General features: G+C 65.1%; 23 protein-coding genes and 1 tRNA gene. 11 read left to right on the plus strand and 13 right to left on the minus strand.

The window, feature by feature from the left end:
* The first annotated feature begins 108 nt into the window (after positions 1–108).
* From ACVW1C_RS19905 to ACVW1C_RS19925, 5 genes are all read left to right on the plus strand, one after another.
* Positions 109–540 (plus strand): SRPBCC family protein, encoded by a 432-nt coding sequence (locus tag ACVW1C_RS19905; RefSeq protein ID WP_456759864.1) that lies wholly within the window; start codon positions 109–111, stop codon positions 538–540.
* Between the two features lie 183 nt (positions 541–723).
* A tRNA-Gly gene (locus ACVW1C_RS19910) sits at positions 724–798 on the plus strand.
* 154 nt (positions 799–952) lie between these two features.
* The gene (locus ACVW1C_RS19915; RefSeq protein WP_456759865.1) at positions 953–1219 is read left to right on the plus strand and encodes a hypothetical protein; all 267 of its coding nucleotides are present in this window, start codon (positions 953–955) and stop codon (positions 1217–1219) included.
* A 268-nt stretch (positions 1220–1487) separates the two neighbouring features.
* Positions 1488–2765, plus strand: coding sequence for a PQQ-dependent sugar dehydrogenase (locus tag ACVW1C_RS19920; protein ID WP_456759866.1), 1278 nt, complete (start codon positions 1488–1490; stop codon positions 2763–2765).
* Between the two features lie 184 nt (positions 2766–2949).
* Positions 2950–3531 (plus strand): c-type cytochrome, encoded by a 582-nt coding sequence (locus tag ACVW1C_RS19925; protein ID WP_456759867.1) that lies wholly within the window; start codon positions 2950–2952, stop codon positions 3529–3531.
* Positions 3532–3600: 69 nt separating this feature from the next.
* Here ACVW1C_RS19925 and panE read toward each other — a convergent pair whose 3' ends face one another.
* The 4 genes from panE to ACVW1C_RS19945 form a co-directional block, all read right to left on the minus strand.
* A complete protein-coding gene (panE, locus tag ACVW1C_RS19930) occupies positions 3601–4521 on the minus strand; it encodes a 2-dehydropantoate 2-reductase (RefSeq protein WP_456759868.1) in 921 nt (306 codons plus the stop codon).
* Positions 4522–4638: 117 nt separating this feature from the next.
* Positions 4639–5244: a DsbA family protein gene (locus ACVW1C_RS19935; protein ID WP_456759869.1), complete on the minus strand. Its 606-nt coding sequence runs from the start codon at positions 5242–5244 to the stop codon at positions 4639–4641.
* A 122-nt stretch (positions 5245–5366) separates the two neighbouring features.
* A complete protein-coding gene (locus ACVW1C_RS19940; RefSeq protein ID WP_456759870.1) occupies positions 5367–6722 on the minus strand; it encodes an MATE family efflux transporter in 1356 nt (451 codons plus the stop codon).
* Between the two features lie 221 nt (positions 6723–6943).
* Positions 6944–7531: a DUF2239 family protein gene (locus ACVW1C_RS19945; RefSeq protein ID WP_456759871.1), complete on the minus strand. Its 588-nt coding sequence runs from the start codon at positions 7529–7531 to the stop codon at positions 6944–6946.
* A gap of 131 nt (positions 7532–7662) precedes the next feature.
* Between ACVW1C_RS19945 and ACVW1C_RS19950 the strand changes: the two genes are divergently transcribed.
* Positions 7663–8328, plus strand: coding sequence for a glutathione S-transferase family protein (locus ACVW1C_RS19950; RefSeq protein ID WP_456759872.1), 666 nt, complete (start codon positions 7663–7665; stop codon positions 8326–8328).
* Positions 8329–8336: 8 nt separating this feature from the next.
* Here ACVW1C_RS19950 and ACVW1C_RS19955 read toward each other — a convergent pair whose 3' ends face one another.
* A complete protein-coding gene (locus ACVW1C_RS19955; RefSeq protein WP_456759873.1) occupies positions 8337–8762 on the minus strand; it encodes a DUF1330 domain-containing protein in 426 nt (141 codons plus the stop codon).
* Positions 8763–8865: 103 nt separating this feature from the next.
* Here ACVW1C_RS19955 and ACVW1C_RS19960 point away from each other — a divergent pair, with 103 nt between their 5' ends.
* Positions 8866–9201, plus strand: a complete 336-nt coding sequence (locus ACVW1C_RS19960) for a GIY-YIG nuclease family protein (protein ID WP_456759874.1) — start codon at positions 8866–8868, stop codon at positions 9199–9201.
* 1 nt (position 9202) lies between these two features.
* Here ACVW1C_RS19960 and ACVW1C_RS19965 read toward each other — a convergent pair whose 3' ends face one another.
* From ACVW1C_RS19965 to ggt, 3 genes are all read right to left on the minus strand, one after another.
* A complete protein-coding gene (locus ACVW1C_RS19965; RefSeq protein ID WP_456759875.1) occupies positions 9203–10099 on the minus strand; it encodes an SDR family oxidoreductase in 897 nt (298 codons plus the stop codon).
* Between the two features lie 186 nt (positions 10100–10285).
* On the minus strand, positions 10286–11584 hold the full coding sequence (locus tag ACVW1C_RS19970) for an MFS transporter (protein ID WP_456759876.1): 1299 nt from the start codon (positions 11582–11584) through the stop codon (positions 10286–10288).
* 218 nt (positions 11585–11802) lie between these two features.
* Entirely contained in the window at positions 11803–13548 is a 1746-nt protein-coding gene (gene ggt, locus ACVW1C_RS19975) for a gamma-glutamyltransferase (RefSeq protein WP_456759877.1), read from the minus strand.
* Positions 13549–13674: 126 nt separating this feature from the next.
* On the opposite strand from ggt, the gene ACVW1C_RS19980 reads away from it, so the two are divergent.
* Positions 13675–15054 carry an MFS transporter gene (locus tag ACVW1C_RS19980; protein ID WP_456759878.1) on the plus strand — a complete coding sequence of 460 codons (1380 nt, stop codon included), beginning with the start codon at positions 13675–13677 and terminating at the stop codon, positions 15052–15054.
* 146 nt (positions 15055–15200) lie between these two features.
* Here the strand turns inward: ACVW1C_RS19980 and purH are convergent, their stop codons facing one another.
* The 3 genes from purH to ACVW1C_RS19995 all read right to left on the minus strand — a co-directional run bounded on the left by purH (position 15201) and on the right by ACVW1C_RS19995 (position 20282).
* Positions 15201–16793: a bifunctional phosphoribosylaminoimidazolecarboxamide formyltransferase/IMP cyclohydrolase gene (gene purH, locus ACVW1C_RS19985; protein ID WP_456759879.1), complete on the minus strand. Its 1593-nt coding sequence runs from the start codon at positions 16791–16793 to the stop codon at positions 15201–15203.
* 253 nt (positions 16794–17046) lie between these two features.
* Entirely contained in the window at positions 17047–18798 is a 1752-nt protein-coding gene (locus tag ACVW1C_RS19990; RefSeq protein ID WP_456759880.1) for a heparinase II/III family protein, read from the minus strand.
* Between the two features lie 137 nt (positions 18799–18935).
* A complete protein-coding gene (locus tag ACVW1C_RS19995) occupies positions 18936–20282 on the minus strand; it encodes an RsmB/NOP family class I SAM-dependent RNA methyltransferase (RefSeq protein WP_456759881.1) in 1347 nt (448 codons plus the stop codon).
* Positions 20283–20465: 183 nt separating this feature from the next.
* Between ACVW1C_RS19995 and ACVW1C_RS20000 the strand changes: the two genes are divergently transcribed.
* Both ACVW1C_RS20000 and ACVW1C_RS20005 read left to right on the plus strand, forming a co-directional pair.
* Entirely contained in the window at positions 20466–20693 is a 228-nt protein-coding gene (locus ACVW1C_RS20000; protein WP_456759882.1) for a DUF1674 domain-containing protein, read from the plus strand.
* Positions 20694–20744: 51 nt separating this feature from the next.
* Positions 20745–21353 carry a thermonuclease family protein gene (locus ACVW1C_RS20005; protein ID WP_456759883.1) on the plus strand — a complete coding sequence of 203 codons (609 nt, stop codon included), beginning with the start codon at positions 20745–20747 and terminating at the stop codon, positions 21351–21353.
* A gap of 204 nt (positions 21354–21557) precedes the next feature.
* Here ACVW1C_RS20005 and ACVW1C_RS20010 read toward each other — a convergent pair whose 3' ends face one another.
* Together ACVW1C_RS20010 and acs are read right to left on the minus strand one after the other, a co-directional pair.
* Complete coding sequence (locus ACVW1C_RS20010) at positions 21558–22073, minus strand: L,D-transpeptidase (RefSeq protein WP_456759884.1); 516 nt, start codon at positions 22071–22073, stop codon at positions 21558–21560.
* A gap of 373 nt (positions 22074–22446) precedes the next feature.
* Positions 22447–24387 (minus strand): acetate--CoA ligase, encoded by a 1941-nt coding sequence (gene acs, locus ACVW1C_RS20015; RefSeq protein ID WP_456759885.1) that lies wholly within the window; start codon positions 24385–24387, stop codon positions 22447–22449.
* Between the two features lie 819 nt (positions 24388–25206).
* On the opposite strand from acs, the gene ACVW1C_RS20020 reads away from it, so the two are divergent.
* The gene (locus ACVW1C_RS20020; protein WP_456759886.1) at positions 25207–26385 is read left to right on the plus strand and encodes a DNA topoisomerase IB; all 1179 of its coding nucleotides are present in this window, start codon (positions 25207–25209) and stop codon (positions 26383–26385) included.
* Positions 26386–26429 lie beyond the last annotated feature (44 nt).

Below are 26429 nucleotides of genomic sequence, written 5' to 3' on the forward strand. Positions count from 1 at the left end.
GGCAAAATTCAATCGCTCGCCGCCCGGCCCGTTCCATCGGAGATCGGGTGGGTTTGAGGTCCGGAACGGCCGACGATGGCGCTCCTTCATGGCAACAGGGGATCGCCCATGGCAAAGGCCTATTACAGCACCGTGTTCGAGCAGCCGGCCGGCGAGGTCTGGAAAATCATCCGCGATTTCAACAATTACCCGGTTTGGGTCCACGGTGCGGGCACCAGCGAGATCGAGGACGGCAAGTCCGGCGACACCGTCGGCGCCGTGCGCAACGTCTTGTACCGGGAACGGCGGATCCGGCAGCGGCTGCTCGCACAGTCCGACGTGGAGCGCTTCCAGACCTACGAATTTGCCGGTCCGCCGACCCTGCCGATGACGGACTTCAGCGCGACCCTCCGGGTGACCCCGGTGGTCGACGGCGACCGGGCCTTTATCGAGTGGTGGGCAGTGTTCGATTGCGATTCGGACCGCCGCGTCGAACTGGCGCAGACGCTCGCCGGCTGTTCGAGTCCTGGCTCGAATCGCTCCTGGATGAGATGGCCCTGAGGCCGGTTCCGGCCGAAACTTAAAAAGAAATCGTCGCGATGACCGGTTTCGGCCGATTCGGGGTCAATTTTTAAGGAAACCGTGCGATTTCGTGAAGTTCGGACCGCGCTCTTGTGTTGCATTCACAGACAGCATTTGGCATAGGTCTGCCGTTGCCGGCGAGCGATCGCCGCCATTTCGGATGCGGGTGTAGCTCAGTGGTAGAGCACGACCTTGCCAAGGTCGGGGTCGAGGGTTCGAGCCCCTTCGCCCGCTCCAAAATATCTCGCTGACCGAGCTGACAGTCTGATGAAGGCCCGCCCATTGGTGCGGGCTTTTTTGCTGTTCGGACGGTTTTGCAGTTCAGGCAGCGCCGTGATCTCGCGGTCAAGATGCCGCGGCCGGCGACGGCCGCTTCTTCCCGCTGCCGCGCGTGAGCGCGGCGGCGGATGTCAGGACCTGCGAGGCGGTCTGCGCCGCCGCCGAGGTGAAGCTGCATTCCGGCTCCGGCGCGTCCACCGGACTGTCACCGATTGCGATCGAGGACGACATGATGCTGCGGACCGGCGACATCATCGCCGCCGATGACGGCTTCAAGATCGCAGCAATCTCCAGCGGGCAAAAACGCAGCGTGTTGTTCAGGCCGCTGTCGAAAGCCGAGGCGCAGGCGCTCGGCCTTTCGCGCCTCTCGTCGCGATAGACGCGATCGCGAGCGTTAGCTTCGTTCGAATATCACGCTGCGGTGCAGAATGCCTTGTTATCAGGCAGTCAGCGCAGGAAAATCTCGTCTCAAATTTCGTCTCAACTTGTTTTGACGCAGCGCACACCCGAGCATGCGCTTTTCAGCGTCGATGGATGTGCTACCATTTTGCCGTCTGACCTACCTCACAGACCGCCACCATCATCTCTCAGGGCGTTCAAAATCAATAACAGGCAAGCTCCAACGGCTTGCGTAGGGGAGTGACGCGATGAAATCGGCTTTCAATCGATCCATACTTGCGTTCGCGGCGATTGCGCTGCTGGCGGGGACAACCTTCGCCAATGCGCAGCAACAAACCGACAAGAACCGGGCGCTGAAGAAGTACGAGTCCGGCACCAAGGAATTCTGGACCCATCCGCCGGATGACTGGTTCCTCGGCGACGAGACCGAAGCGCAGAAGGGCCTTGCCCCGCCGTCCGGTCCGCCGACCGGCGCATCCGACGCCGAACTCGCCACCATGATGAAGAAGATCAAGCTGCCGCCGGGCTTCAAGATCGAGGTCTATGCCTCGAACGTGCTCTCGGCGCGGCAGATGGCCTGGGGCGACAAGGGCACGCTGTTCGTCGGCTCGTTCGGCCTCGGCAACGTCTATGCGATCAAGGACAACAACGGCAAGAAAGAGGTCAAGACCATCCTCAAGGGCCTCAACATGCCGACCGGCCTCGCCTTCCGCGACGGCGCGCTCTACGTCATCGCGGTCGACAAGCTGATCAAGTACGACAATGCCGAAGCCAATCTCGACAATCTCGGCAGCGGCAAGGTGGTGTATGACGACATGCCGTCGTACGCGGCGCATGGCTGGAAATACATCGCCGTCGACAAGGACGGCTGGTTCTACATTCCGTTCGGACCTCCCTTCAACATCGGCATTCCGCCGACCTCGGTGTCGCAGATCCGCCGCGTCGACCCCAAGACCGGCAACGCGGAGATCTGGGCGCTCGGCGTGCGCAACTCGGTCGGCGGCGACGTCGACCCGCGCACCGGCAAGTACTGGTTCACCGAAAATGCCCGCGACTGGATCAGCGACGATCTGCCGAGCGACAAGCTCAACATGATCTCGAGGATCGGCGAGCACTTCGGCTATCCGTATTGCCACCAGGGCAACCTGCCGGACACCAAGTTCGCGATGGGTCACAAGTGCTCGGAGTTCACCCCGCCGGTCTACAATCTCGGCGCCCATGTGGCTCCGCTCGGCATGAAGTTCTATACCGGCAGCCAATTCCCGGCGGAGTACAAGAACAGCATCCTGATCGCCGAGCACGGCTCCTGGAACCGGCACAAGTACCAGGGCGGCCGGATCGTGAAGATCACCGCGAGCCCCGACGGCAAGAATGCCAAGCAGGAAATCTTCGCCTCCGGCTGGATCGAGGGTGACCAGGGCTATCTCGGTCGTCCCGCCGACATCCTGCTCGACAAGGATGGCTCCATTCTCGTCGCCGACGATTGGGCGGGTGCGATCTATCGCATCAGCTACAGCAAGAAGTAACGATTGAACCCATGCGGGGCTGCGGCGGCCGATGAGGCGGCCGCAGCCTCCGTTGTGATCGGCCGCGGAACCACCTCGTCATGCCCGGACTTGATCCGGGCGTCCATCCAAACCAAGAAACCCTTCTTCAAGCCAGATGGATTGCCGGGTCGAGCCCGGCAATGACACGCGGAGAAAACTGGCGATGCGCCTTTTGTCATTCGGAATGCTGTTCGCGTCAGCGATCGCGATGACTTCCCTTGCCCAGGCCGCCGATGTCGCCGCCGGCAAGGCGAAGGCAGACATCTGCGCCGGGTGTCATGGTGACAACGGCATCTCGCAGACCGAGAACGTTCCCTCGCTGGCCGGCCAGCTCGACCAGTTCATTCAATGGCAGCTGGTGTTCTTCCGCGCCGGTGCGCGCAAGAACGAGCAGATGCAGCCGATCGTCGAGCAGCTCAACAACGACGACATCCGCAATCTCGGCGCCTATTTCGCCTCGCTGACGCCGTTCAAGGGCGGCAAGGACGACAATCCGGACTTGTCCGAGAAGGGCAAGCAGGCCGCCGCCGGCCGCCGCTGTGCCTCATGCCATGGCGACGGCTTCGCCGGCATCAAGGCGGTGGCCCGCATCGCCGGCCAGCGCGAGGAATATCTCGTCAAGGCGCTGCATGACTACAAATCAGGCGTACGCTCCGGCGGGGCGCAGGCGGCGATGGCCGATGTGGCGTATCCGCTGAGCGAGGAGGAGATCACCGCGCTCGCGCATTATCTGGCGCATCTGTAGCCGCAAAATGGTCGTCGTCCCTGCCTAGTGCGCAATTGCGCACTAGGCAGGGACGACACCGGTTGTGCGTTAAGCGCCGCGCTGTTTCTCATACGCCTTGAGATGCGTGTAGGCCGTGCGCAGCTTCGGCACCGGGATCTTGGCGGCATCGGCGCGCACGATCAGGTCGCCGATCACGTGATCGGCTTCGACCGGCAGCCCCGCCTTGATGTCGCGGAACATCGATGCGGTCATCGGCGAGCCTTCGGTGGTCAAGAGCCCGCGGGTGCGCTGGAAGAACGGGCCGCCCGGCGCGTGGCCGGCATCGGCCGCGATCGCGCTGCATTCGTCGAGGATGCCGAGCAGGAAATCCTGGCCGCCGGGCGCGGCCAGGATGTTGCCGACCGAGGTCCGCATCAGGCTGGTGGAGGCGGCGAGCGATGCCAGGAACACCCACTTCTCCCACATATCCTGCATCACGTGCTCGCTGGCGGCCGCACCGTTGATGGCGGAGAAGGTCTCCGCGATCGCGCGTACCCGGTCCGACAGGCCGCCGGCGCGTTCGCCGAAGCCGAGCGACTGCATCGGTTGCAGCTGCACCACCTCGCGCTTCTCGTTCAGCGTCGCCGCGATCGCGCAGAGGCCGCCGAGCACATGTTGCGCGCCGAACTTCTTGTCGAGCGCATCGAGATGCAGCATGCCGTTGAGCAGCGGGATGATCGCGGTCTTGTCGCCGACCGCAGGTGCAAAGGACTTGATCGCGTCTTCGAGGTCGAACGCCTTGCAGCTCAACAGTACGACGTCGAACTTGTCTGACAGTTTGTCGGCCTGCACGGTCGGCGGATTGTTCAAGGTGACATCGCCGTTCGGGCTCTTGATCACGAGCCCGGCGGAGGCGAGCTCGGAGGCACGGCGGGGCCGGACGAGAAAAGTAACGTCGCGGCCGCCCTGAAGCATCCGGCCGCCGAAATAACCGCCGATCGCACCGGCGCCGACCACGAGAACGCGCATGGGAATTTGTCCTTCTTTGTTGTTGCCCGGGAAGCGAGCGAAGAGCGAATGGGAAATGGCGAATAGATAAGGATGCGGGTCGACTATTCGCTACCCGCTATTGGCCATTCGCTCATCTCACTTTCCCGACACCAGTTCCTCGACTTCGCGCAGCTGCTCCTTGCCGAAGAAGATCTCGTTGCCGACGAAGAAGGTCGGCGAGCCGAACGCGCCGCGCTCGACGGCGGCCTGGGTGTTCGCGATCAGCCTGGCCTTCACGTCGGCGTCCTGCGCGCGGGCGAACAGTTTGGCGGCGTCGAGGCCGGAGGCGGCGATGGCTTTGCCGGCCACTTCCGGATCATCCATCTTCTTCGGCTCGACCCACATATGGTGGAAAGCCGCCTCGATGTATCTCTCGAACACGCCTTCGAGCTGGGCGGCGACCGCCGCGCGCATCAGGTTCAGCGTATTGACCGGGAAGAACGGGTTCCAGACGTAGGGCTTGACGTTGAAGCGCTTGAGGAAGCGCTCGGTCTCGATCTTCATGAACTCGGGCTTGTTCTTGACCCCCGCCAGCGTCTCGGCCGGCGACTTGTTGTTGGTGGCCTTGAAGATGCCGCCGAGCAGGATCGGGACGTATTCGAACTTGACGCCGGTGCGCTGCTCGATCGCCGGGATCGCCTCGTGGCTGAGGAAGGCATTGGGGCTGCCGAAATCGAACAGGAATTGCGGATTCTGGCTCACGGCGGTCTCTCCCCTCGGCCTGTCTGGTTTGGGCTGGTTTGGCCTTTCTCGAGCATGGGCCTGCTGCCGCAGGCGCCATCAGGAGAATATGATACTCATCATGTGAGCAGCAGTGCGCGATGTCAAATCAGCCGCTTGATGGTCTGCTTGCGCCATACCAGGGCGTAATAGGCCATCTGCAGCACGAACATGGTTGCAAAGGTGGCGGGATAGGCGATCCAGATGCCGCTGATGCCGATGGCGCGGCTGAGCAGGATCGCGACCGGCACCTCGACCAGCGCCATGGCCAGGATCGAGATGAACAGCGGCATCCACACCGTGCCGCCGGCACGCATCGCGCCCGAGAACACCGTCGCCATGCCGAACAGCACCATGCTCCACAGCACGATGTAGAGAAGCTGCTGCGCGAGCGCGAGCACGGCGCCATCGACGATGAAGAAGCCCATCAGCGGCCGCGCAAACAGATAGCCGAGCACCACCAGTCCGCCGGTGAGCGCGAGATTCATCTCGATCCCGGTCCGGACGATGGCGCCGACCCGGTTGGCATCGCCGCGGCCGATCGCCTGCGCGCCGAAGATCGACACGGATATGGCGATCGAGATCGCCGGAAACTGCACATAGCCGATCACCTGGTTGACCGCGCCATAGGCGGCGGTGGCGTCCGAGCCGAACCCGTTGACGAGGCCGAGCAGCACCAGTTCGGCGAGCGAGACCACCACCATGCCGATCGCGGTCGGAATGCCGAGCCGCAGCACGATGCGCAGCAGGGCGCCGTTCGGCCGCATCGCGCGCAGGAACGCGGCGTCGAAGGCCAGCGGATGCTTGCGCCGCAGCATGTGGATATGCAGCCACAGCAGCGTGACGACGCCGGAGACCGCGGAGGCGATTGCGGCACTTGCGACGCCCAGCATCGGCAGGCCGAGCCAGCCGCGGATCAATGCGGGCGTCACCACGAGGCCGACGACGGTCGAGACCGTCAGCGCCACCAGCGGCGTCACGGTGTCGCCGACGCCGCGCATCATCGCCGCGAGCAGCAGGAATGCGAAGGTCACCGGCATCGTGATCATCATGATCCGCGCATAGGACACCGCGGCGTCGAGGACGTCTGGTGGCGTGGCGAGCGCGATCAAGAGCGGGCGGGCGAACAGGCCGCCTGATATCGCGATCGCAAGCGCCAGCAGCAGGGTCACGGTCATGGTCGTGCCGGCGACCGCCTTGACGCGGTCGGGCTCGCCGGCGCCCCAGGCCTGGCCGATCATCACCGAGGCGCCGGCGCTCAGGCCGATCACGAAGGAGATGAAGAAGAACATCACCGGAAAGAACACCGACGCCGCGGCGAGCGCGTCGACGCCGATCATCTGGCCGAGATAGATGCCGTTGATGGTGCCGAACAGCGACTGCAGCACGTTGCTGAGCAGCATCGGCGCCAGGAACGACAGGAAGGCTTTGCGTAGGGAGGGAGGCTTGGACACGTTCAACTTCCAAATATGGTACCGAGCTTATGCGGCTTGGTGAGTAGGTCAGGTCAGGCAGCGCACCACTGTCGTCCCTGCGAAAGCAGGGACCCATACGCCGCGGCTCTTGCAAAAGGGCACGCGGCTAGTTCGACGCGCTGCAACTACTACGGTGGTTATGGGTCCCTGCTTTCGCAGGGACGACATTCCGTTCGCGGCTGCTCGTTGAAATACGGCATCGCGCGTCAGTCCGCTTGATCGCTATAGGCGAGCCGGATCGTGTGGTCGCGGATATCGGCAGGCCAGTCCGCGATCAGCGTCGCAAAGCGCCGCCGGTCGTGCGCGAACAGGGCGCGGATCGCGTCCTCGTAGTTTGGCCGGTTGCCGGCCATCGTTGTCATGAAGCGATAGGCGGCGTCCTGGGCGCTGCGCGTGCGGTCCTTGTCGCCGCTCGCGCGCCGCGCCTCGTCGATCAATTTGCGGATCGCAACCGATGCGCCACCCTTCTGCTGCGCGAGCCAGTCCCAATGGCGCGGCAACAGCGTGATCTCACGCGCGACGACGCCAAGCTTCGGCCGTCCCGGACCGCGCGGCGCGGCCGGCGTTGCCGGCTCCTCGTCGCCCGGAGGCGCGAGCTTCCGCAGCCGAGCCAGCACGTCGTCGATCGTGCCGCGGAAATCGATATCGACCAGCGCCGAGGTGCGGCCGTTGAACACCAGGACCGCGGCGTCCTTGTGCCGGTCGAGCAGCTGCTTGGCGGCGCGTGCGACCTCCGCGAGGTCACCGGCCCCGATGCGATGCTCGCCTTCGAAGGCGACATAGGCAGGATTCATGGTAGACCTCTCAGATTGCGCGACGTATTGCCCGGGTGATTTCCAGCAAGCACGGCGCGTGGATCTCGACTTTCCTGTTCCCGGCTGGCGCCACACGCCGCCCGATTGCGCCGACATTTCAGAGGACGCCCATGCTGACGGTTCATCATCTCAACAATTCCCGCTCGCAGCGCGTGCTGTGGCTGCTCGAGGAATTGGGCGTGCCCTACGAGATCGTGCGCTACCAGCGGCAGCCCGACATGCGGGCGCCGAAGGAGCTGCGCGCGATCCATCCGCTCGGCAAGTCGCCTGTCGTCACCGACAATGGCAACACGATCGCGGAATCCGGCGCGATCCTCGAATACATCATCGCGACCTACGGCAACGGCCGTCTGATCCCGCCGGCCGATACGCCGGAGCGGCTGCGCTACACCTATTGGCTGCACTATGCCGAAGGCTCGGCGATGACACCGTTGCTCTTGAAGCTGCTGTTCACGCTGATGCCGAAGCGCGCGCCGGCGCTGCTGCGGCCGCTGGTGCGCAAGGTCTCGAACCAGGCGCTGTCCACGCTGGTCAATCCGCAGCTCAAGCAGCACATGGCCTATTGGGAAGGCGAGCTCGGCAAGAGCGAGTGGTTCGCCGGCAACGAATTCTCCGGCGCCGACATCCAGATGAGCTTTCCACTGGAGGCGGCCGCTGCGCGCGGCGGGCTCGCGGACGGGCACCCGAAATGTGTTGCCTTCCTCGAGCGCATCCACGCGCGCCCGGCCTACGCGCGGGCGCTCGAGAAGGGCGGGCCTTACGAGGTTGGCCGCTAACTGATCGCTCATCGCGGCAGCTCGACCAACGGCAGCAGCCGTGAATCGGCCAGCGCCGCGGTGCGGTGTCCGATGCCGGCGAGATAGGCCTCTGCCACCGCGAAGGCGAGGAACGCGCCACGGCTCTTCTGCCGGATCAGCATCGCGCGATCCCAGCGCTCGCCCTCGGGCCCGATCAGGAAAGAGCCGCCTTCACCCACGAACAGGATGTCGCCGCCGCTCTTCCGCAGATGCGGCAGCGTGTGCGCGACATAGCGGTCGTAGGCTTCCGCACCCGTGACCGGGTGCGGCGGGGCCAGCTCCGGGCTTTGCGAATAGTCGGCGATGTCGCGGAAGCGCAGCAGATTGAGCATCACCAGCTCGCCGGTGATCTCGCGCTGGGCAAAGTCGCGCCCGGCATTCCACGTCGGCTCCAGATGGCACGTGGCGTCCATGTCAGTTCGTCCCATTCGCGTTCGGTGGCGGCGTTTTACCCGGGCATAATTGCCTTGTCAATAATACCCGGATATAACTAGCGCCGATACGACAGGAGCCGCTATGAAGACCGAGGACCGCAAGCTGGCCATTGCCGACTACAAGAAGCGCGCTGCTGTGGCCGGCGTGTTCGCGATCCGCTGCCGCGCGACCGGGGAGGTCTGGGTCGGGCAGGCGCTCGATCTGGAGAAAATCCAGAACCGCATCTGGTTCACGCTGCGGATGGGCAGCCACCGCAATGCCGAGCTGCAGCGCGCCTGGTCGGCGCATGGCGCGGACAATCTCTCGCTCGAAACGCTGGAGCGGATCGAGGACGAGGTGCTTGCCTATGTCCGCGATACGCTGCTCAAGGAGCGCGTGCAGCATTGGCGCGCGCAGCTCAACGCGTCGGCCGTCTAGATTAACGCGACGTCTGCGCGCCGCCCGCCGACGGCAATGGCTGCACGGTGACGCCGGGCGGCGGCACGTCGTCGTCGGGCACGAAGAAATCCGACATCAACGGCACCGAGGGATCGACGCGATAGCGCTCGAAGTCGCGCACGCCGTTGGCGTAGAGCACCTTGTCGTCGATGCAGAAATTGCCGGTGAACTCGCGCGATGGCCGCGTGACGATCGCATAGGCCGCGTCGCCCATGATCTCCGGCGTGCGGCTGGCGCGCATCATGGCATCGCCGCCGAGCAGATTGCCGACCGCGGCGGTTGCGATCGTGGTGCGCGGCCACAATGCGTTGACCGCAATGCCGGCGGATTTTTGCTCACCGGCCAGTCCGAGCACGCACATGCTCATGCCGAACTTCGCCATCGTATAAGCGGTCGAATGCTCGAACCACTTGGTCTTCATGTCGAGCGGTGGCGACAGCATCAGGATGTGTGGATTCTCCGCCTTCTTCAAATGCGGGATGCAGTATTTCGACACCATGAAGGTGCCCCGGGTGTTGATCCCCATCATCAGATCGTAGCGCTTCATGTCGGTCGCCTGCGAATTGGTCAGGCTGATGGCGCTGGCATTGTTGACGCAGACGTCGATGCCGCCGAATTCGGCGACGGTCTGCTCGATCGCCGCCATCACCTGCGCCTCGTCCCTGATGTCGCAGATCACCGGCAGCGCCTTGCCGCCGGCGGCGCGGACCTCGTCGGCGGCGGTGTAGATCGTGCCCTTCAGCTTCGGATGCGGCTCTGTGGTCTTCGCCGCGATCGCGACATTGGCGCCGTCATGCGCGGCGCGCAGAGCGATCGCCAGCCCGATGCCGCGGCTCGCGCCCGAGATGAACAGCGTCTTGCCTTTGAGCGTTGTCATGCGACGACTCCTCTTTCGTTAGGGACCCACGCTATCAGGGCTCCCTCCCCCCTTGCGGGAGAGGGTTGGGGAGAGGGGTAAGCCACAAGCACCGTCTTCGCGGCCACCCCTCTCCCTAGCCCTCCCCCGCAAGGGGGGAGGGAACGACGGAGCAAGCGGCGCGGCCATCGCGCACCTGTTACAGCGCTACCCACCCGCATGCAGCACGCGGCCGCGAGTTTCCGGCAGCGCGTAGGCGGCGATGAAGAACACGCCATAGGCCGCCACCGCGAAGATCGCGATCGCGTTGGCGAGCGTTGTCGTGGTCGAGAGCGCGCCGACCAGGAACGGAAACAGCGCGCCGACGCCGCGGCCGAAATTGTAGCAAAAACCCTGGCCGGAGCCGCGCAGCCGGGTCGGGTAGAGCTCGGTCAGGAACGCGCCCATGCCGGAGAAATAGCCTGAGGCAAAGAAGCCGAGCGGGAAGCCCAGCACCCACAGCACCTCGTTGGACAGCGGCAATTGGGTATAGAGCAGCACGATCGCGATGGCGCCGAGCGAGAAGATCAGGAACAGATTGCGCCGGCCGATCCGGTCGGCGAGCCAGGCGCCGACCAGATAGCCGATGAAGGAGCCGATGATCAGCGTCGCGAGATAGCCGGTCGAGCCGACCACCGAGAGCTTGCGCTCGGTGGTGAGGAAGCGCGGCACCCAGAAGGTGACGGCGTAATAGCCGCCCTGCATGCCGGTGCCGACCAGCGAGGCCAGCACCGTGGTCTTCAGGATCGGCCCGTGAAAGATCTCCCACAAGGCGGCGGGCCCGCTGCCGGATGCCTGGTGCTGCGCCATCGTCGCGGCGGATATTTCCGGCTCGGTGACATAGCGGCGCAGGTAGAACACCAGCAGCGCCGGCAGCGCGCCGATCACGAACATCCAGCGCCAGGCGTTCTCCGGAGGCAGGATCGAGAACAGGATCGCCTGCGCCAGCACCGCGAGGCCCCAGCCGATCGCCCAGCCCGACTGCACCGAGCCGACCGCGCGTCCGCGATATTGCGGCCGGATCGCTTCGCCGATCAGCACCGCGCCGGCCGCCCATTCGCCGCCGAAGCCCAAGCCGAGCAGCGCGCGGGCGATCAGGAGCTGGTCGAAATTCTGCACCACGGCGCAGACCAGCGAGAAGAACGAGAACCAGATGATGGTGAGCTGCAGCGTCTTGACCCGCCCGATCCGGTCGGAGAGATAGCCGCCGAGCCAGCCGCCGACGGCGGAAGCCAGCAGCGTCACGGTGCCGGCGAGCCCCGCGGTGCCGGCATCGACCTTCCACAGCGTGATGATGGTGCCGATCACCAGCGGATAGATCATGAAATCCATGCCGTCGAGCGTCCAGCCCGAGGCGCAGGCCCAGAACGTGCGCCGCTCCGGCAGGTTCATGTCGCGATAGAAGGCGAGGAGACTGGTGTCCTCGATCTCTGCGACTTCGATCGTTTTGGATTCGGCCGTGCTCATGCGCGTTCCCCGGAGAAATCTTTCACCGGCTGTTTGCGATCCGCGGCCGGAGTTGCGCGGGCCGCCAATCTATCGCGATGTTGCAGGCCGGGCAAAGCCGCGTTTGCCGATCTAGGTCTTTAGTTTGAGCATGGTCTCGGCGCAAACCCTTCGCGTTTGTCGCGGGAAAACCGCTTCGCACTTTGCGCTAGCGCGGCCGTACCGGTCCGGATCAAGCTCTAGTATCCCGCGGCCTCCGAGCCGCGTGTCCGCGGATCGGGCGCGCCGAGCAGACCGCTGGTCGTGACGAGGATCGAGTTCGCGGAGGAGTAGCCGAGCGGCTCGACCGGTTTGTGGCCTTTGGCGCGCAGCTCGGCGAGCACCTCGTCGGGAAAGCCGCGCTCGATCCGGACCTCGTCGGGCAGCCATTGATGATGCATGCGGGGCGCGGCGACCGCGGCCGCGATGTCCATCTTGTAGTCGATGACGTCGACGATGATCTGCGTCACCGCGGAGATGATGCGGCTGCCGCCCGGCGATCCCGTCACCAGCACCGGCTCGCCGTCCTTCAGCACGACGGTCGGCGACATCGACGACAGCGGGCGCTTGCCGGGCCCCGGCAGATTGGCCTCGAAGCCGACCAGGCCGAAAGCGTTGGAGGCGCCGGGCGCGGCGGTGAAATCGTCTAGCTCATTGTTGAGCAGCACGCCGGTGCCGTCGGCGACGAGGCCGACGCCGTAGGGGAAGTTTAGCGTGTAGGTGTTGCTGACGGCGTTGCCGCTGGCATCGACGACCGAATAATGCGTGGTGTTGTCGCCCTCATGCGGCTGCTTGGCGTTGCGCACATCGGTCCAGGGCGTGGCGCGGGCAAGGTCGATGGTCGCGCGCTGCCTGGCGGCATAATCCTTGTCGATCAGCAGCTGGGTCGGCGCGTCGACGAAGGCGGGGTCGCCGAGATAGCGGGCGCGATCGGCATAGGCCCGCTTCATCGCCTCGATCATGACATGCAGCGAGGCGGCCGAGCCCTGCTTCATGTCCGACATCGGAAAGCCTTCGAGGATGTTGAGGATCTCCAGCAGCACGACGCCGCCGGAGGACGGCTGCGGCATCGAGACGATATCGTAGCCGCGATAGGTACCGCGGATCGGCGTACGGATCACCGGCTGGTAGGCTTTCAGATCCGCGAGCGTAAAGATGCCGCCGGCATTCCTGATCCCGCCGACAAGCTTTTCGGCGACCGCGCCCTCGTAGAAGCCACGCGGTCCCTGCTCGGCAATCGCCGTCAGTACGCCAGCGAGATCGCCCTGGATCAGGCGGTCGCCCTCATGCAGCGGCGCGCCGTCGGCATGCGAGAACGTCTTAGCCGAGTTCGGCCAGCGCGACATGCGGCGATACATGTCCGACAGCGTGTCCGACGTATCGTCGGTGACGATGAAGCCGTCGCGGGCGAGATCGATCGCCGGCTTGACGATCTGCGCCAGCGTGAACTTGCCGGAGCCGTATTTCTCCAGCGCCAGCGCAAGGCCCGCGACCGTGCCGGGAACGCCGATCGCGAGCGCGGAGTTGCGCGACTTGTCTGGGTCCGGCTTGCCGTCGGCGTTCAGGAACATGTCGCGCGAGGCGGCCTGCGGCGCGGTTTCGCGATAATCGATTGCGACATCTTCGTTGCGGCCGGCGAGATGGATCACCATGAAACCGCCGCCGCCGAGATTGCCGGCGCGCGGATAGGTCACCGCCATCGCAAAGCCGGTCGCGACCGCGGCGTCGACGGCGTTGCCGCCTTGCCGCAGGATGTCGGTGCCGACCCGCGCCGCCAGCTTCTCCTGCGCCACCACCATGCCGTTTTCGGCGCGAATGCTTTGAATCGTATTGGTGGCTGAGGGCGCGTAAGCGCGCCGCTGCACCTGACCGAGGGCGGGAGCCGCGATGCCGATCACGAGGAGAGCGGCAAACAGCCGTCGCGACATCGTTGCTGTCAGCGCCATCGAAATGTCCTGCCCTGTTCATCGCCGTATCAGCAAAATCGGCCCATGCTATATGGGAACGGATTGAAGCGGCGAAAGCCTGCCTGCGGTTCGAGTTGGGGAATATCTTTCGCGATGACGGCAACAATGCAGACGGGCACTGAACATGCGAAGGCCTGCACCAAGGCCTATCCCGGCCGCGCAGCCGTCGTCAGCTGGATCTTCTTCGACTGGGCCGCGCAGCCCTATTTCACGCTGATCACGACCTTCGTGTTCGCGCCCTATTTCGCGAGCTTCGTCGCGCCCGATGCCGCAAGCGGGCAGGCGCTGTGGGGCTTTGCCACCGCAGCCGCGGGACTTGCGATCGCGCTGCTGTCGCCGGTACTGGGTGCGATCGCCGATGCCAGTGGCCGGCGCAAGCCGTGGATCGCTGTTTTCGGCGCGCTGCTGGTGATCGGCTCGAGCGCGATGTGGATCGGCAAGCCCGGCAATCCCGACATCATCCCCACGCTGCTGCTGGCCTATGCGATCGCGAGCGTTGGCGTCGAGTTCGCGACCGTCTTCAACAATGCGATGATGCCGACGCTGGTGCCGCCGGATCGGATCGGGCGGCTCTCCGGCACCGGCTGGGCTACCGGCTATGTCGGCGGCATCCTGAGCCTCGTGCTGGTGCTCGGCTTCCTCGCCGCCAATGCCGAGACCGGCCGCACGCTGTTCGGCTTCACGCCGCTGTTCGGTCTCGATCCGGTCATGCATGAAGGCGACCGCATCACCGGGCCGCTGACCGGGCTGTGGTTCATCATCTTCGTGACGCCGATGTTCCTGTTCACGCCGGACCATCCGGCGAAGCGGCGGATGCGTGCGGCGCTCGGCGAAGGCCTGCGCGAGCTCCGGGAAACATTGGCCAGCCTGCCGAAGCAGAAATCATTGGCGCGGTTTCTGCTGGCGAACATGATCTACACCGATGGACTGGTTTCGCTGTTCGCGTTCGGTGGCATCTATGCCGCCGGCACGTTCGGCTGGGACACGATCCGGATTGGTACCTTTGGCATCATCCTCGCGGTCGCCGGGACGTTCGGTGGTTGGCTCGGCGGCAAGCTCGACGATGCGTTTGGGCCGAAGCGCGTGATCACCGGCAGCCTCGTGATCCTGCTGTTTGCGATCGTGGTGATCCTCACGGTGAACAAGGATTCCATCCTGTTCATCCCGGTCGCGCCGCCGGTGCCGGGCGGTCCGTTGTTCGCGGGCGCCGCCGAGCGCGCCTATATCGTGCTGGGCTGCCTGATCGGCGCCACCGGCGCGCCGCTCCAGGCAGCCTCGCGCTCGCTCCTGATCCGGCTCGCGCCGAAGGATCGTATCGCGCAGTATTTCGGCTTGTTCGCGCTCACCGGCAAGGTGACGTCGTTCATCGGCCCACTGCTGATCGGCGCGATCACGGCTGCGACCGCGAGCCAGAAATACGGCATGGCGGTGCTGGTGGGGTTCTTCGTGGTGGGGCTCGTGTTGCTGGCGAAGGTGCGCGAGTAACCACTGCTGTCGTCCCGGCCAAGCGAAGCGCGAGCCGGGACCCATAATCACCGCAGCTCGTGTTGCGCGGCGCTGGAGCCCCAGCTTTTCTAACAACGGACGCCTGTGGTTACGGGTCCCTGCTTTCGCAGGGGCTACAGTCGTAGTCAATGCCGGAAATGCCGCACGCCGGTGAACACCATGGCGATGCCGTGCTCGTCGGCGGCCTTGATCACCTCGTCGTCGCGCATCGAGCCGCCGGGCTGGATCACCGCGGTCGCGCCGGCCTCGATGCAGGCGAGCATGCCATCGGCGAATGGGAAGAACGCGTCGGATGCGACCACCGATCCCTTGGTCAGGGGCTCGGCGAGCTTCAGCTCGGCCGCTGCATCCAATGCCTTGCGCGCGGCGATGCGTGCGGAATCCACCCGGCTCATCTGGCCGGCGCCGATGCCGACGGTGGCGAGATCCTTGGCATAGATGATGGTGTTCGACTTGACGTGCTTGGCGACGCGGAAGGCGAATTTGAGATCGCGCAGCTCGGCGTCGGTCGGCGCGCGCTTGGTCGCGACCTTCAAATTCATGTCCTCGACCACCGCATTGTCGCGGCTCTGCACCAGGAGGCCGCCGGCAACGGTCTTGGCGGTGAGGCCTGTCGCGCGCGCATTCGGCAGCCCGCCGGCGAGCAGCAGGCGCAAATTGCGCCGGCCGGCGATGATCGAGATCGCCTCCTCGGTCGCATCGGGTGCGATGATCACCTCGGTGAAGATGCCGATGATGGCGCGCGCGGCATCTGCATCGAGCGTGCGGTTGACCGCGATGATGCCGCCATAGGCCGAGGTGGAATCGCAGGCGAGCGCGCGGGCATAGGCGGTCGCAAGATCCGGACCCTCGGCGACGCCGCAGGGGTTGGCGTGCTTGACGATCACGCAGGCCGCGGTGCGCTGCGGGTCGAACTCGCCGACGCACTCATAGGCCGCGTCGGTGTCGTTGATGTTGTTGTAGGACAGTTCCTTGCCCTGCAGCTGGCGTGCGGTCGCAACGCCCGGCCGATTCTCCGGCGTGGCATAGAACGCCGCGGTCTGGTGCGGGTTCTCGCCGTAGCGCAGCGACTGGATCAGCTTGCCGCCGAAAGCGCGGAAGTCCGGCGCCTTGGTGTCGAGCTGCACGGCGAACCAGTTCGAGATCGCGGCGTCATAGGCCGCGGTGCGGGCATAGGCCTTGGCGGCGAGCCGCCGGCGCAGGCCGAGCGAAGTCGCGCCCTTGTGCGCGGCGAGCTCGTCGAGAACAGCTTGATAGTCGCTCGCCTCGACCACCACGGCGACGTCGTCATGGTTCTTCGCCGCGGCGCGAATCATCGCGGGGCCGCCGATGTCGATATTCTCGATGCACTCCTCGAAGCCGGCGCCTTTGTCGACGGTGGCCTCGAACGGATAGAGGTTGACCACCAAGAGGTCGATCGGCGCGATGCCGTGCGAGGCCATCGCCGCGGCATGTTCCTTGTTGTCGCGGATCGCGAGCAGGCCGCCATGCACCTTCGGATGCAGCGTCTTGACCCGGCCGTCCATCATTTCAGGGAAACCGGTGAGCTCGGAGACGTCTTTGACCTTCAGCCCGGCTGCCGCGATCGCCTTGGCGGTGCCCCCGGTCGAGACCAGCTCGACGCCATGGTCGGAAAGCGCCTTGGCGAAATCGATCAGTCCGGTCTTGTCGGAAACGGACAACAGAGCGCGGGTCACGCGGCGAAGCTGTTCGGTCATCTGGGAAATCCCTGGCTGTTAAGGCAGCCGGGTAGCATGGTTTTGTGCGGCACGAAACCGGTCTCCGAGCCGGATTCCCCTGAATCTATCCCCGTCATCCCCGCGCAAAGGCTTCGCCTTTGTCGCTGGAGGAGCGCGCAGCGCGTCTCGAAGGATGCGCGGCCCGGCTGGTGGCCGTCGACCCTTCGAGACGCCGCTTCGCGGCTCCTCAGGATGACGGGTCTAGGGTCAGTTGCGTTGCCGATACACCGCCCTACAGCGGCAGTTCCGGCTCGCGGCGGGCGTTGCGGCGGGCGTTGGTGGCGGTGGCCGAGGTCGAGGAGCGCACGAAGCTCCAGCGGATGGTGGCGGCCTGCCTTGCGTCCTGCCGGATCACGATCTGGGAGGTGCGGCGCGGGCCGTCATTGCCGGCCAGGAACACGCTGTCCTCGAGGTCGACCTTGTCGTCCATCGCCTCGAAGGTCCAGACGTCGCGGTTGGGCAGCACCAGCATGACGCCGCGGGCATCCGACAGGCGGCTCGCCTTCACCGAGGGGTGCAAATGGAAGCGCAGCGCGAAGTCGGCCTCGCTGCCCTTGATCCGGCCGCCGGGTGCCGGCGACAGCGAGTCTTCGCCCTCCATCCGGGTGCCGTCCCGGGAGACCATCAACACGCGGCGGTGGATCACGCCGAAGCGCGATAGATAGCCGTCATGGGAGGCGGTCAGCACGTCCCCGTCGGGGATGGCTTCGCGGTAGCTCTCGACATTGCTGGGCCCGCTGGTGACCGGCGCGCCGCGCAACAGCCGCTTCATCGCCGACAGCTCGACGAACTGGCACGACGAAGTCTCGCGATAGGTCAGCGTCGAATGCGCCGCGGTGGAGCGCGCGAACGGCCGCCAATTGTCGCGCCCGGTGTTCGGCATGCCGCAATTGACGACGATGCGGCTGACGCCGGAGGAGAGCTCGAACGACAGGCAGCCGGCATGCGCATCCTGGCTGACGCTTGCCGGCGGCGGCGGACCGGTGTCGATGATCAGGGTCGTGTTGCCGGCGTCGAGGCGCTGGAAGCCGGTGTGCGGCATGCTCGCCATCGGCACGCCGCGGGTGTCGTCATAGGCGAGCAGCGTCGCGACGAGATCGGACGGCGCCGTGCTCATGCCGTTGAACAGCGCGAAGCTGCCGTCGCCGTGCCGGAAAAAGCGCAGCATCGGCATCATGCGGTCGATGGCGTTGAGCAGCGCTGGCGGCGGCGCGATATTCCGTGCGGCAAAGGTCTGCCGCAGCGGCAAGAGATCGCTGAGCAGTTCGACCAGCGCGCCGGGATTGCGCGAGATATGGCCGCCGTCGGGCAGGATCTGGCGCTGCAATTCGTCCGACAGCCTGCGCGTGGCCGATTTGATGTTGCGCGCCTGGTTGGCGAGGCAGAGCGAAGCGTAGCACAGCGCGATCAACACCTGCAGGCGCGGAACGCCGTCATTCTCGTGCGTGGAGTGGCGCAGATAGCGGATCTCGCGCGCCAGCCCGCGCAGATATTTGCGGTAGAATTTTCCGTCGGTGTCGCCGAGCACCAATGGCGCCTGCGACAACAGCGAGATCACGCGCCGTGCGCGCACATCGGCGCGCCGCTCCAGCGGCCGCTTGCGGGCCTGGTTAGAGATCCAGTCGTCGACCAGCGAGCGGGCATTGGCGCGAGTCAGCGCGGTGTCGGCGGCGCGCAGATGGCGCAGCCAGCCGAAGCCGAGCAGGGCGGCTTCCCAATCCTCCGACGGCGGTTCGAGATCGAAGATCGAGCGGCCGTGGCAGGTGACGATCTTGCCGGCGAACACGAATCGCCCGGCATAGATCTCGGCAGCGCGGGTGGCGTCGGCGGTCCGCAGGTCGTGCGGCGCGATGATCAGCCGGTCGGTGCGGCCGGGCCAGAGCCGCGACAGCGCCACCGTGCTCCCGCTGGCGCGTGCGAGCATGCTGCGGGCAAACCGGCCAGCAATCAGCGTCGAGATGCGTCTGCTTTGAGCGACCGACACGCCTTACCTTGCGGGGAGGGAATTTTCAACGAATCCTTATTTAATCCGGAAACGCGGCCAAGGCACCCTCTTGATAAACAAGACACCCTCTTGATACCGCACGAATCACTTCGAGCTTAGAAGACTGAAGTTTAAAATCAGGATTTAACCAGCCGGGCGGCGTAAAAGCCGTCCAGCCCGCCCAGCCTCGGGTCGGCGTTGGGCAAATGGCTGGGCAAGGTACGCAAATCGCCGTCGGCGCTGATGATGTCGTCGAGGCCGGCGACCTCGCTTGCCTCGACCGGCGCGCGGCGCAGGCCTGATTCGCTCGCCAGCAAGGCGGCGATCGCGTGCTCGCCTTCCTCCGGCTCCAGCGAGCAGGTGCAGTAGACGAGGGTGCCGCCCGGCTTCAGCAGATTGGCTGCCTTATGCAGCAGCCGCTTCTGCAGGGCCGTGAGCGCGGCGATGTCGCCTTCCTGGCGCAGCCAGGCGACGTCGGGATGGCGGCGGATGGTTCCCGTCGAGGTGCAGGGCGCATCGACCAGGATAGCATCGAAGCTCGCGGCCTCCGCCGGCCATTCGGCGGCGTCGGCGACGACAGTTTCGGCCTGCAACGCCAGCCGCGTGAGGTTGTCGCGCAGCCGCGCGACCCGCGCCGGCGAGCGGTCGACCGCGGTGACGTGTGCGCCGGCCAGCGCCAGCTGGGCCGTCTTGCCGCCGGGCGCCGCGCAGAGGTCCGCGACCCGTTTGTCCTTGATGTCGCCGAACAGCCGCACCGGCAGCGCGGCGGCGGCGTCCTGCACCCACCATTGGCCTTCGGCAAAGCCCGGCAGCATGGTGACGGAACCCTGCAGCAGCGTGCGCACGGTTCCCGTCGGCAATATCTCGCCATGCAGACGGCTCGCCCATTGCGGCGCGTCGGACTTCACCGTGAGATCGAGCGACGGCTCATGGCCGAGCGCCAGCGCCATGTCGCGCGCGGTGGCTTCACCGTAATGCGCATTCCAGCGCGCCAGCATCCATTGCGGCAGATCCAGCGTCTGCGGGCTGATCTCGTCGATCAGGCCCTGGCCTTCGCGCGCGCAGCGGCGCAGCACGGCGTTGACGAGCCCGGCATATTTCGCCGCGCGGCGGTCCGACTGTACGAGCCGCACCGACAGATCGACCGCGGCATGGTCAGGCACGTCCATCCAGAGGATCTGCGCGGCGCCGATCAGGAGCGCGCTTTGCGCGCGCGGCGCATCGGTCGGGACGCCGCGGTCGAGCAGCCGCGACAGCACATGGCCGAGCGTGCCGAGTTTGCGCAGGATGGTCGACACCAGCCGGCGCATCAATGCGCGGTCGCGATCGGCCAGCGATTTCAGGCCGGGATGCGCGCCGGCGCCGTCGAGCTGATCGTCGAGCGTGCGATGCTTGTGCAGAACGCCGTCGAGGATGTCGGCCGCGATACGGCGCGCCGCGAGACCGGGGACTTCGGCAGGAACTGCAAATCTTGAAGGAGGCATGGAGCGGAAATATCTCGAAGGTGCTGAGTTACATTCGGCTCATGCCATCAACTCGAAAACACCACTGGCATGCGAATATGCCAAATGTAAGAATCGTCTTGCGGGATTTCTTGTGATGCCGTCACTGAGCCAACACCAAGATAAGAAACTCGCAGGCAGAAAGTTTTGCCAAGAAGGCCCGCTATGTCTGAGAAATCGCCATCGCCATTGCCGCCGGAACCCGCGCCGCGCAAGCCGCTGACGCCGGCCGCGCAGCGCGCGCTCGCCGAGGCTGCGGCGCGGCGCAAGGCTGCCGAGGAGCTGGCTGCGAAGGATGCGGCCGCGCGGCCGAAGGAGTTCCAGGGCCCGAAGGGACCGGAACCGACGCGTTACGGTGATTGGGAGACCAAGGGCATCGCCTCGGATTTTTGAGAGGTTTTGGAGTGTCTTGCCTGACGGCCCGACTCAAGCCAGTCTGGGAATATGTCCCCATACGAGAGAATAAATCCTTATCGTGGGACGGGACGTCCGCCCTTTCGCCGCTCACCCTGGGGCCGCCGCGTCTCGGCGGCCATGCCGTGGGTGTTCGTCCTCGGCATTGCCGTCGGCAGCATGCTCCCGATCCGCCGATGGGCGCCTCAATGGATACCCTTGCCGTCGCACTGGTCGTTGAGCCGGTCGCGCGATGCCGAAATGATCTGGCAGCGGGCCGGCGCACCCGACGCTCGCCATTCTGTCGATGTCATCAGGACGATCGATGGCGACACGTTCGAGGCGCGGGTGCATCTCGCACCGGGCCCCGATCTGTATACGCGGGTCCGGTTGCGCGGCATCGATGCGCCGGAGCTGAAGGCGTCGTGCGCGCGTGAACTGCAAATGGCGCAAGCAGCCACGGTGGCGCTGCGCGATCTGCTCGGCCAGGGCGATGTCGCGATCTACAATATCGGGCCTGACAAATATCAGGGACGCGTCGTCGCCGACGTCGCGACGAAGAAGACCGACAACGTCTCGGCGGTGCTGCTCGCGGCCGGCCATGCCCGCGCCTACAATGGCGGGCACCGCTTCGGCTGGTGCGGAAATTTTGCTCGCTGAAGCATGATGAGATCGGGTTGACCTGGAACGGCGCCGAAAGTTCACCTCTCCCCAATGGGGAGAGGTGAACCGAAAGCGCGGCAAGCCGATTCAACCAAATTCATCCCGCTCTGGCGATAGCGTCATCGCCGCGACGGCGCAGGACAGGCAAACAAAAAGCCGCGCATTCGCGCGGCTTTTCTTTCGGCGAATCGCTGTGTGCGATCAGCGGGTGACGATAACAGTCGTGCCGACCGAGACGCGCGAATAGAGATCGGTGATGTCGGGATTCAGCATACGGATGCAGCCGTAGGAGACGAAGCCGCCGACCGAGCCCGGCACGTTGGTGCCGTGGATCGCGTATTCGCCGCCGGCCAGCGTCATCGCGGCGACGCCCATCGGGTTCGCGGGCGAACCGCCTGCGATCACGTTCGGAATGCTCGGCTTGTCGCGCTTGACCTCGGCGGGCGGCGACCAGGCCGGGTTGCGGTACTTGCCGTCGATCCGGGTCGTGCCGGCCCACTGCTTGCCCGACTTGCCGACGCCGACCGGGTATCGCATCGCGTGGCCGGAATCAAGAATGAGGTAGAGCCGCCGTTCGTTGGTCTTCACCACGATGGTGCCCGGCTCATAATTGTCGGCGTGTATTCCGACAATTTCCGGCCGCGCCTCGGCCGTCTGCGACATCACAACAACAGCACCAAGGGTGGCAGCCAGCACTGCCGCAAACTTCATCGACATCAACCTCTCCACTTCCCAACAGCTCCTGTGACGGAGCCAAAAACGAAGGGGCAGAGCCCTGAAAAACCGGGCCCGCCGGTCTCGCGCACATAATATTAACCGCGTGTCTTAACCGAGTGGTTTCACACCGGCCGCGAGACACGTCCTGATGGCGGGGAGAAAAGGAAAAGTTCGGATTAAAGTAAATGACCTGAAAACAACACTTGGCCACAAACGCGCCGCAATGGCGCCTCGCCTCTGACGATTCCGTGAAATGACCAATCCCATCGCGTCTCGCAGGCCGCCGACGCCGAATCGCGTGATGAAAAGCGAAGGGCCGCGGCGATGATCGCGCGCGGCCCTTGCTTCATGTCTCGATATTGTTGCTGCCGGATTACTTCTTGTTCTGCCGGTTCTGCACGAGGTCGTCGACCACGGCCGGATCGGCCAAGGTCGAGGTGTCGCCGAGGCTCGACGGCTCGTTCTCGGCGATCTTGCGCAGGATACGGCGCATGATCTTGCCGGAGCGCGTCTTCGGCAGGCCGGGCGCGAACTGGATGAGGTCCGGCGAGGCGATCGGGCCGATGTCCTTGCGGACCCAGGCGACGAGCTCCTTGCGCAAGGCCTCGGTCGGCTCGGTGCCCTTCATCAGCGTGACATAGGCGTAGATGCCTTGGCCCTTGATGTCGTGCGGGTAGCCGACAACGGCGGCTTCCGACACCGCCTCATGCGCGACCAGCGAGCTCTCGACCTCGGCGGTGCCCATGCGGTGGCCGGAGACGTTGATGACGTCGTCGACGCGGCCGGTGATCCAGTAATAGCCGTCGGAATCGCGCCGGCAGCCGTCGCCGGTGAAGTACTTGTTCTTGTAGGTCGAGAAATAGGTCTGCTCGAACCGCGCATGGTCGCCATAGACCGTGCGCATCTGGCCGGGCCATGATTTGGCCAGGCAGAGATTGCCCGAGGTCTCGCCCTCCAGCGTCTTGCCGTCGGCATCGACGATTTCAGGCACCACGCCGAAGAACGGCCGCGTCGCCGATCCCGGCTTCAGCATGGTCGCGCCGGGCAGCGGCGTGATCAGGATGCCGCCGGTCTCGGTCTGCCACCAGGTGTCGACGATCGGGCAGCGCTCTTCGCCGACCACGCGGTAGTACCACTCCCAGGCTTCGGGATTGATCGGCTCGCCGACCGAGCCGAGCAAGCGCAGCGACTTGCGCGAGGTCTTCTTCACCGGCCCGTCGCCGCCCTGCATCAGCGCGCGGATCGCGGTCGGCGCGGTGTAGAAGATGTTGACCTTGTGCTTGTCGACCACGTTCCAGAAGCGCGAATTGTCCGGGTAGTTCGGCACGCCCTCGAACATCAGCGTGGTCGCGCCGTTACAGAGTGGCCCATAGAGGATGTAGCTGTGGCCGGTGACCCAGCCGACGTCGGCGGTGCACCAGTAGACGTCGCCGTCGTGATAGTCGAACACGTATTGATGCGTCATCGACGCGAACACGAGATAGCCGCCCGAGGTGTGCAGCACACCCTTCGGCGTGCCGGTCGACCCCGAGGTGTAGAGGATGAACAGCGGGTCTTCGGCGTGCATGTGCTCGGCCGGGCATTCCGTCGTCACCATCTCGGCGGCCTCGTGATACCAGAGGTCGCGCGTCGGGTTCATGTCGATCGCACCACCGGTGCGCTTCACCACCACGACCCAATCGACGCCGCCGGTTTTGGCGATCGCGGCATCGACATTGGCCTTCAGCGGCACCTTCTTGCCGCCGCGCAGGCCTTCATCGGCGGTGATGACCACCTTCGAGTCGCAATCCTTGATGCGCTGGGCGAGGCTGTCCGGCGAGAAGCCGCCGAACACCACCGAGTGGATCGCGCCGATCCGCGCGCAGGCCAGCATGGCGTAGGCCGCTTCCGGAATCATCGGCAGATAGATCGTGACGCGGTCGCCCTTCTTGACGTTCCGCGTGCGCAGGATGTTGGCCATCTTGCAGACTTCGTCGTGCAGCTGGCGGTAGGTGATGTGCTTGGATTCGGACGGGTCGTCGCCCTCCCAGATGATCGCGGTCTGGTCGCCGCGCTTCTCGAGATGGCGGTCGATGCAGTTCCAGGCGACGTTCAGCACGCCATCCTCGAACCATTTGATCGAGATGTTGCCGGGCGCGAAGGAGACGTTCTCGACCTTAGTGAACGGCTTGATCCAGTCGATCCGCTTGCCGTGCTCGCCCCAGAAGCCGTTCGGGTCCTTGACCGAATGCGCGTACATCTCGCGATATTTGGCGTCGTTGACATAAGCGCGCTTGGCCCAGTCGGCCGGCACGTCATAAACCTTCTCGGACATCATTTTCCTCCACTCATTGCCGATCGCACACAACGCGCCGACAAGCCGTCTTGATCATTGCCGCGATTATGCGTTGCCGCATTCCGGCCGGGCAAGGAAAAAGGCTGTCACTTTCGTCGCGTGGAAGCCGCCGGACATCCCTTAGGCTTCCGCATCTGATTGGGCGGTTTACCGCGCTTCGTTGACGGGAGAAACCTATGCTCTATCGCCTGCTCCGGGTCACTGGTCTCTTGGTCGTAGTGATGTCGCTCTCCGCGCCGCGCGCCATCACCGCAACAATGCCGCGCGCGACAACGATACGCAGGCGCCGATTTTGGCGGACGCTTCAACTGCCATCGAACGAATTGCCGGACGTCGCCGCGATGATCTGCGTCAACAATTGCTTATTTGGAGATCTGGATGGCCTTGCTCGGGCCGGCCAGAAATCTGCCGCAAGGACGCCCGTTCGCGCCGCGCGGCCCGTGCCGGCCGGACAGGGGGTCGGCCAACCTATAGCGTGCGGATGAGGCTGCGCGCCGCGCGTGTAAGGACATGGTCTCTGACCTGATTTGCGCGGTCCAGCCGGCCTGATCGGCTCCCCAAAGCCGGTTCCGGGCTGCGATCTGGCCATTTTGACCGATCCCGGAGCGACCAAAATCAAGGTTAGCGGGCGAATGGCACCCATGAAAGGTATTTAGTAACCGTCGATAACTGATTCGCGACTCGCAATGTCGGCCTCGACGCCCTAAATCGCGAAACCGAGGCCGGACGGCCCCACCGGAACGAAGCCCGAAGCAACGGCATTACCGGGAGAACAGCGGAACAAGGCGTCTTGGAAGTATGATGGATCAGCAGAACATCGCGGCTGTGCGGCCCATGTCCGCCGATCCCGCTGTCGCCCTGGCGAAGGCGCTGGGCCAATGGCCCAAGCAGCCGCAGGCAAAGGTGCAGTCGCTCCGGGCAAGGCTCAAGCTTGAGGCGCCCGCTACCATCAAGACCTCGGTGGAGGATCTGGCGCGCGATCTCGGCCTGCGGCTCGGCGACCAGAATGAGCTGACCATCCGCCGCATCAAGCGCGGCAAGAACTATTCATTCATCCGTGCCAACGGCTCGCGGGTCCGCGATGCGCGGACGATCCGCCGGCTGCACGCGATGGCGGTTCCACCGGCCTATCGCCAGGTGCGCTATTCCAGCGATCCGAGCTCGCATCTGCAGGCGGTCGGCCGCGATGCCGCGGGCCGATTGCAGTACCGTTATCACGCCGACTGGGAGAAGGTCCGCGAGCAGCGCAAGGCGCATCGCCTGGCCAAGCTCGTCGCCGCGCTGCCGAAGATCCGGCGCAAGGTCTCGGCGTTCCTGTCCGGCGACGAGCCGACGCGCGAGTTCGCGCTGTCGGCGGTGATCGAGCTGATCGCGCGCACCGCGATCCGGCCCGGCAACGAGTCCTATGCCCGCCTCAACGGCACCCGCGGCGCCACCACGCTTCTGAAGTCCAACGTCACGCTGGAAGACGATTCGCTGGTGCTGACCTTCAAGGCCAAGGGCGGCAAGGCCGTGCGCAAGGAATGCGATGCGGCCAAGCTGGTGCGTGCGATCGGCATTCTGCGCGGCGTCCCGGGCAAGCGCATGTTCCAGTATTACGACCGCTCCGGCATCGTCCGCGCTGCGTCGACCACCGCGGTGAATGCGTTCCTGCGCGAGCTCGCCGGCATCAAGATCTCGCTGAAGGATTTCCGCACGCTGATGGCCTCGGCCGTCGTCGTGGAATCGTTGTCGCGGATCACGCCGGCCGCCAGCCAGCGCGGCCGCAAGCGCCAGGTGCTGGACGCGATCCGCGCCGCCGCCGACCAGCTCTCCAACACGCCGGCGATCTGCCGCAAGAGCTATGTCCACGACACCATCGTCACCGCCTTCGAGGACGGCATCCTCGAACGCTTCGCCGCGACGATGGGCGGTTACCGCACCCAGTCCAAGCGCGAGCAATTGCTGGCGCAGGTGGTGATGGCGGCCGGGGCGTAACGATCTGTCGTCCCGGCGAAGGTCGGGACCCATAACCCCAAATC

Source organism: Bradyrhizobium sp. USDA 4011, assembly GCF_054063415.1.